We start from the raw sequence: 6,824 nt of genomic DNA, 5'->3' as shown, positions 1-6,824 counted from the left end.
ATACGTGTAACGGTCACAACTTATCCTTCTACGTGACATAGTCCCATTTTTCAACATATCAGGAATTGTAGGTGGCTTCGTTTTGATATAGTCCATCAGGACCCCTGCAACATCTCCAGGCTTGAAGCCAAGTATTGGCGCGATTTGTTCTAGTACCCAACTATATACAGCTGTCTGACCGTCTGACATTCTGTAATCTTCACTAGGTATGTCCTTACCCACCGTCTTATGCTCCACAATCCATACCTTTCTACTAACCCTGTGTCTGATGATGGCATCAATCTTTCCCACTAGGACAATTTTGGTTCCAGGTACCCGTATCATAAAGTCTTGTTCAGCACGTACGGTCTCGTACTCAGCATCCACTTTCAGGTATGTCTGATGGTAGGCCCTCATCATACGAAATACCTCCGTGGGGAGGTCACCCAGTTCAACTTTCTCCTCCAGAAACAGTTTGTCATATTCCTGAGCTTTGAGATCCTTAATGACCTTCACCCAATCGTTACCAAGGGCACGTTGCTCAAGGCAACTATGTACCCATGTACCACGTCTGAGGGCTGTAGCCTTTTTCTTGGGTCTCAGTTTATCGTTGTACCGATAAGCGAAGGCCTTCTGGCAAGATTGCCATTTCTTCGCTTTAGATATTGAAATCTCCAGAAGGCCTTCCTCGCCTTCCACCACTCCTATTTTAATGCACTGTGGTGAAACTTCCTTCATTTGTACCAGCTCCTTTCATATCATATTTTTTCTACATTATTATTGTATCATAAGGCAGAAACTTTGTAAACTTTAAAATTAAATTATTTCATTTAAACTATGTCCCACTCGGGGTTGAAGTAATTCTCCCTCCAGGCAGATTTTAGTTCTTCCAGCCGTTCCGGGGCTAATGTAAGCACCTTATCCTTAGATAGGTCAACCACCCTTAATACCTCTACATAATTAGGGTCTACTCTATCGAGTGTCTGATAAGTCATAGCCACTGTAGGAGTAGCTGCCCTATATCCTGAGGCCTTAAATTGTATTACCCACAGATACCTGATGTGTCCAGGTGCCTTATTTATTTCTGTCGCATTAGCTCTGTATCTTGTTTTTTTCACACGGGTTCACCTCCTCTACCTCTATACTTAACAGCTGGGAGAGTGCAACTTTATTCTGTCTTAATGCATCTTCCATCTCACTAATCTCTGTCTCGAGTTCCTTTACTTGCCTAACATAATCAGCAATCTGGGTCATTGGTTACCTCCTTATCTAGTACCTCAGGAAACTTATCTACGATAGTTGACTTTATAGTAAGCTCCCCAATTATCTCCGACCCCTCTAGGGGGACCATGCTATGTTTTAGAGTATCTTCTACACTCTTTCGTGGGCCTTCATACACCAAGATTCTCATAACTCTTACCTTATCCTTATCCATCCTTTTACCCTCCAACTTCAGATTTAACGTCTATCCCTGTTACTTCCTTACACAGGTTGAGCAGGTCATCTATACTCATATCAGCCCCGTCATAGTCTAGAGCATCGAAGATTCTGTTAACCTTATCCATCAACTTTCTCAACCTTCTGTTGCCGAAACCAAAGTGGTCATGCAAGGCTAGAGAGAAAGCAGCTATCATACCATTGGCAGCAAAATTTAAAGCATCCTGTGTAGCCTCTTCCTTAGCTCTTTGAATGTCCCTTTGGGTCTTGTCCTGAACTATAGACTCCAACTGCTCCTTATTGAAGTTATAAGTGGGAGTCTTGTCATTCTTACGTGCCTCCCTACGTTTCTCAGCCCTTGAGTTCATCTTCTCACCTCCTACTTCGTCCACAGATAGTCTAACCACTCGATGTACTTCTCTAACTCATCCAGCGTATATAACTCAAAACTGGGGTGTCCCATCCCGAAATCCTCTTCTGAGTTCCTTATAAACTGTTCGTATGTCTCACTGGTGTTAGCCTTCGAGTCTAATTTACTTCTGACCTCTTTTAACATGTATCACACCCACCTTATCAAGAAAACCCTGCAATCGAGTAATGTACTTCTTCTCCTTACCTCTGTGTTTATCCGTCAGAGCCCGGTGGTACAAGATTTCAAATACCTTCATATTATCACCTCGGAGTAAATGGCAGTGGTTGACCTAGCTCCCAGTCCTTAGCGTCACCCCAGTGTGTCCCTATCTTACAGTCACCTGTGATAGCTACCGGAGGTTCATAGCCGAACCACTTCCTTAATCTAGTTGGGTCATCAAAGTTCTTCTTAATCTCTGTGGGCCAATACTCTAACATATCGTTGCGAATTTCATAGTACTGGGCATCGTGAACTGCCCCCACAGGACGTATGGTTTCGAAGTTGGGGTCTTTTTGTGCTATCTTTACCAATACCATGTCAATAAATGCAGCTAATACGTAGTCACTTCCGAACCCTTGCACGGGTGAATTAATTGCTTCCCTCTCAGCTGATGCTTGTTTATCCTCATCTACTGAGTATATGTCTGGAAGTCTCCTTTTACGTCCAATAGGTGATACAACATAGCCCATAGCTCTGACCAGTCTTCGCATCTTAGCATGCCATGCAGGTAAGTCAGGATACTTCTCGAAGAACCTTTTACGATACAATTTAGCCTCAGCCTCTGTGAGACGTATACCATACTTCTCCCAGGCGTATTGCCTGAATTTCCTCCAGCCCATACCGTATACAAAACCAAAGTTAACAGCTTTTGCCTTCTTTCTATCATCGTACCCAACGTCCTTAGGGTCAACACCCATTATGGTAGCAGCTGTCTCTCGATGTATGTCCCCACCTGTGGCGAAGATACGTAGCATGGTCCTCTCACAGGCTACAGCTGCCACTACTCGGAGTTCGATTTGGGATCCATCAATTTCAAAGAAGGACCATCCGGCAGGAGCTCCAGGCAAACTTCTAATGAATTTGTCTCGAGGTACCTGATGCACTCCGTCCTCGCCCGATAGACGCCCGGTGACAGTTCCGTGCAGCTTGAATGTAGGATGTATTCTACCGTTCTCATCTAATTTGGCCCTCCATGGTTCAAGATAAGTATTAAGATACTTTGTCCACTTCCTATACTCCATCAGCCCCTCAAGCACAGGATGATCTATGTCCGCTCCTAGTGATATGAGCACAGACTCTGACGTACTTGGCGCACCCTTATCAGTCCTGAGCAATACAGGAAAATTTAATCCATCTTCACCAAATAACAATGCCCCGAGTTGCTTCGTACTGTTCCAGTTGAATCCTTGTTTGAGTTGTTTCTTACTGAGATGAGTTTCACACCACCCCTCAGGTATCAGGCTATTTAACTTCTCCAGTACAGCATCTCGATTGGTGACACATTCCTCTGTGGCCTTCCCTAGCCTCTCGGGGTCAATCCACATGCCGAATTCCTCGATATACATGAAGACCGTACTACCTTTTTCAAGTAGATGTTTGTAGATACGAGCTATTCTCATATCTTTCACGAGTATGCCCCTTTCCCTAGGGTATACCTGCCGTGTGTAGTATGAGTCAAGAGCCTGATATTTCATTAACTTCTTGAGGTCCATTTTTAGATATTCGGCCACCTTCTTATTGATGTCATCCACCACAGGGTCAAACTTCTTGGGCCATACTATATCTTTGGCATAGTCTGGAGCTCCACAGTGTACTGCCGCCTGATACTTCAGGTCATGGGGGGCATTCTCATCATTGGCGTAACCTATAAGCATATTGTCTGGACCAAAATTAACAGTTACACCATACTTAGCTCTCATCCACTTGTTGTCATACTTCCAGTTATTACCCACCCACTTCATACCCACCAAGAAGGTTTTTACAAGGGCTACTATTTTATGTGATTGTCCCCTCCAGGGGCTTGCAGGGTGTTCCATAGGTATTGACCAGGTGTGTACATCATCCACACATACACCCATAGACATTACCTTAGTCTCGGGTCTCCAATAATCAAATGTTGTTGTCTCTAGGTCAAGTGCACCGTAATTCAATTCGATTTTAGAGGCCTTTTGAAGGTGCGTAATTAGCTCTCTAAGTGATTCTTTATTCATTACATAATGAATTACCGGTTCAAATTTTTGAGTTTTTTCTGACGTGTCTCCAAATGCCTTCCGTAAATCGTTCTTGAACTGATTAGTATACTTGGGAGAGCGTAATACAGCGGCAGGGTGATATGTAGGTATCACCATAGCCCCTCCTTTCTCGAGCTCACTGCCCCTGTACTTACTAATACCTGAGTGTCCTGTGACGGCATACAATGCAGAATTTCCTAGGGTTACAATTACTTCAGGCTCAACAGTGTCTATTTCATAACTCAGGTATGTATAACAAGCTTTTATCTCTTCCTTGCTAGGTGTTCTGTTCTCTGGGGGCCTACATTTACAGGTGTTAGTTATGTATACCTGACTATCATCAACGCCCATAGCTCTAAGTGTAGCACGGAGTAGTTTACCTGACTGCCCCTGAAATGGCAATCCTGTGCGGTCTTCACCCAGCCCGGGGGCCTCCCCCACTATCATGTATTTAGCGGGGACAGGTCCGGTGCCACAGAGGCAGACGTGTTCGGCATTCTCACATAGGGAGCACATAGTACAGTTTTCATTCCTCAGGCCTGATATGTCGCTCAATGCTTATTCCAGCTCCTTTCAACAACTTCTGTCTTACTGAAGGGTTGTCCCCGAAGGGGTGTAGATACACAATTCTTCCAATAGGCAACCCTCCTACATTGACCGCTGAGATTACCTTATGTACACACTTCATACAAGGGTAGTGAGTTACATACAACGTCAAGTGGTATCCTGTTATACCTATGGGGTAACCGTCCCGGTCATAGTGTATACTTTTTTGAAGGGCCTCCAGACAATTCTCTTCAGCGTGGAGAGCATTAGTGCAATGATTGTTGACTAACTTATGACCTACCTCGTCACAGTGAGGTTCTCCAGCTGGGGCCCCATTGTATCCGATGGCGACTATGTTCCTATTATTGTTGACGAGAACAGCCCCCACGGAGGCTCTATCACAGGTACCTCTTTGGGCTACAATCTGTGCTATCTGCATGAACATCTCGTCCCTACTTATCCTACTCATTGTTATCACCTGACAGTCTTAGTACCTGTCCTATTACTCTTTCAACTTTGTCCCGATAATCGCCCCACTCCTTTATGGTCACAGGTCTCTTGAAATCTCCTAAATTCAAGGTGTTAGTATAATTGCCCCTCTTGAAGGTGACCACCAGGTCCTCGGTAGAACTATCATCTGTTTTAAACTCACCACTGTGGTTTAAAAGACTGATAGCGTTCAACAACTCGGGCACATCACTACGGCTAATCCTAACCCTAGAGTTATTTACTCCTGACACATACACAGTCAAAGCATTCTTGATAGACTGTGAGGGCTGTATCACCAATGCTCTATCCTTTATATTACTGTCATTCGCTATCACCCTAATAATTGGTCTCTTTACCTCTTTGTATTTTACCTCTACCTTACTCATTTGAACTACCTCCTTAAATGATTTTATTTTATGAATTAATTATATAAAATTATTGAACTAATGTCAACCCTCAATTTCAACCTCTTCACGTAAACGGAGGAAACGAGGGTGCTCACAGTTGCCGTACTTATTTCTCTCAAAGAACTCCACCTCAATGACTCTGCCCACATACTCTGGCTTAACACTGTGGTTACCATCACTGAGTTTCTTTCTCATCTCATCTGTCATTCCTGAGCATGAGCCCGTAAACTCCTTATCTCCTTTGGTAAACGTAAAATTAAGACTTCCAAACCACCCAAGCGCCCAAGCCTTTGTATGTCTACCCAGGTCATAAATTCCCGTGTTAGTGTCCCTGTAAAATTGTTCAGGAGGTGTGGCCCCGGTAATAACAGCATCAACAGTGTCCTTCCGTTTATACTTATACCAATACCCCGCCTTTTTACACTTTTTTTCGGTGAATATGTAACCAGAGCCCAGATTTTTGAATACCATACCTTCTTCGCCATTCTCCAAAAGTTCATATAGGTATCTCTCCTTGTCTTCTGCTCCTTGCACATGTGGGACAAAGTTAGCCCAGGTCATAACGTCTTCATTCTTAAACAGGACACCTAACTTCTCCAAGAGCTTAAGCCTAAATGCTAGCGGCTTATCACCTAAGTCTAAACGGCTCACATTAATAACATCAAAGAAATATGGCTCAATCTCTCGAGGCACTTCCACAGTTGAACGATAATTCAGCTTCCCGGCTATCTCAGAGTCATCCATCCCTGGGGCCCACATTTCAGCATCTAAGACTAGTCCAGCTAGTGACTTAAAACGCTGACGGGTCAGATGTTTCAACCTGTGGGTAATGTCTATGGGTGTCTCCGGGTCATCTAACGTAGCCCCTCTGGTTGTAAACTTAAGAGAACCGTCTTGGAGGACGTGCATTACTGCACGAACCCCCTTGATTTTTCTCTGGCCTATATAGTTATCATCATGTATGATTCTCTGGAGCTGGTCCTCAGTATCAATCTTTTTACAGCCCATAGGCCAAACTTTACTCATTCGCTTACCTCCTCATAGGTTGCTTCGAATATGTCTGGCTTACATGGGTACAACTCACCCTTTATCCCCTTGATAATGTAGTCACCTACACTCACGTGGTGTGGACCTTCTAAGGTCTTAATAAATAACTCGCAGGGTGGTCCTCCATACGGGGGGATAGAGCCATAATATATTGTCCCCCTCCTGATAGCCTCAACTGCCCATTCAGGAACATAATGAACGCCGTGACTGTCCTTAAGGTCACCGTCATACTGAAAGGCCTCGATCTCAACAGGTTTTTTCACATATTTAGCCATC

The 6,824-nt window shown here is 44.1% G+C and carries 9 protein-coding genes; all 9 read right to left on the bottom strand.

Annotated elements, in window-relative coordinates; all coding sequences use genetic code 11:
• The coding region (locus tag HF312_17300; GenBank protein MCU7521975.1) for a PD-(D/E)XK nuclease family protein at nucleotides 1-717 on the bottom strand (717 nt) is incomplete at its 3' end.
• Nucleotides 718-809: 92 nt separating this feature from the next.
• Entirely contained in the window at nucleotides 810-1,097 is a 288-nt protein-coding gene (locus HF312_17295; GenBank protein ID MCU7521974.1) for a hypothetical protein, read from the bottom strand.
• Nucleotides 1,072-1,233, bottom strand: a complete 162-nt coding sequence (locus HF312_17290) for a hypothetical protein (GenBank protein ID MCU7521973.1) — start codon at nucleotides 1,231-1,233, stop codon at nucleotides 1,072-1,074. The genes HF312_17295 and HF312_17290 overlap by 26 nt, the downstream gene beginning before the upstream one ends.
• Before the next feature lie 185 nt (nucleotides 1,234-1,418).
• On the bottom strand, nucleotides 1,419-1,784 hold the full coding sequence (locus tag HF312_17285) for a hypothetical protein (GenBank protein MCU7521972.1): 366 nt from the start codon (nucleotides 1,782-1,784) through the stop codon (nucleotides 1,419-1,421).
• 304 nt (nucleotides 1,785-2,088) lie between these two features.
• On the bottom strand, nucleotides 2,089-4,614 hold the full coding sequence (locus HF312_17280; GenBank protein MCU7521971.1) for a hypothetical protein: 2,526 nt from the start codon (nucleotides 4,612-4,614) through the stop codon (nucleotides 2,089-2,091).
• Nucleotides 4,586-5,074: a hypothetical protein gene (locus HF312_17275; protein MCU7521970.1), complete on the bottom strand. Its 489-nt coding sequence runs from the start codon at nucleotides 5,072-5,074 to the stop codon at nucleotides 4,586-4,588. The genes HF312_17280 and HF312_17275 overlap by 29 nt, the downstream gene beginning before the upstream one ends.
• Nucleotides 5,067-5,480 (bottom strand): hypothetical protein, encoded by a 414-nt coding sequence (locus tag HF312_17270; protein MCU7521969.1) that lies wholly within the window; start codon nucleotides 5,478-5,480, stop codon nucleotides 5,067-5,069. The genes HF312_17275 and HF312_17270 overlap by 8 nt, the downstream gene beginning before the upstream one ends.
• Before the next feature lie 63 nt (nucleotides 5,481-5,543).
• Entirely contained in the window at nucleotides 5,544-6,527 is a 984-nt protein-coding gene (locus HF312_17265; protein MCU7521968.1) for a hypothetical protein, read from the bottom strand.
• Nucleotides 6,524-6,823: a hypothetical protein gene (locus HF312_17260; protein ID MCU7521967.1), complete on the bottom strand. Its 300-nt coding sequence runs from the start codon at nucleotides 6,821-6,823 to the stop codon at nucleotides 6,524-6,526. Before HF312_17260 ends, HF312_17265 begins: the two co-directional genes overlap by 4 nt.
• Between the last annotated feature and the right edge of the window lies 1 nt (nucleotide 6,824).

The sequence above is a fragment of the Ignavibacteria bacterium genome, from assembly GCA_025612375.1.
In the GTDB taxonomy this organism is placed as follows: domain Bacteria; phylum Bacteroidota; class Ignavibacteria; order Ignavibacteriales; family SURF-24; genus JAAXKN01.
Note: the sequence above shows the minus strand (reverse complement) of the source record. Positions and strands in the feature narration are given on the sequence as shown.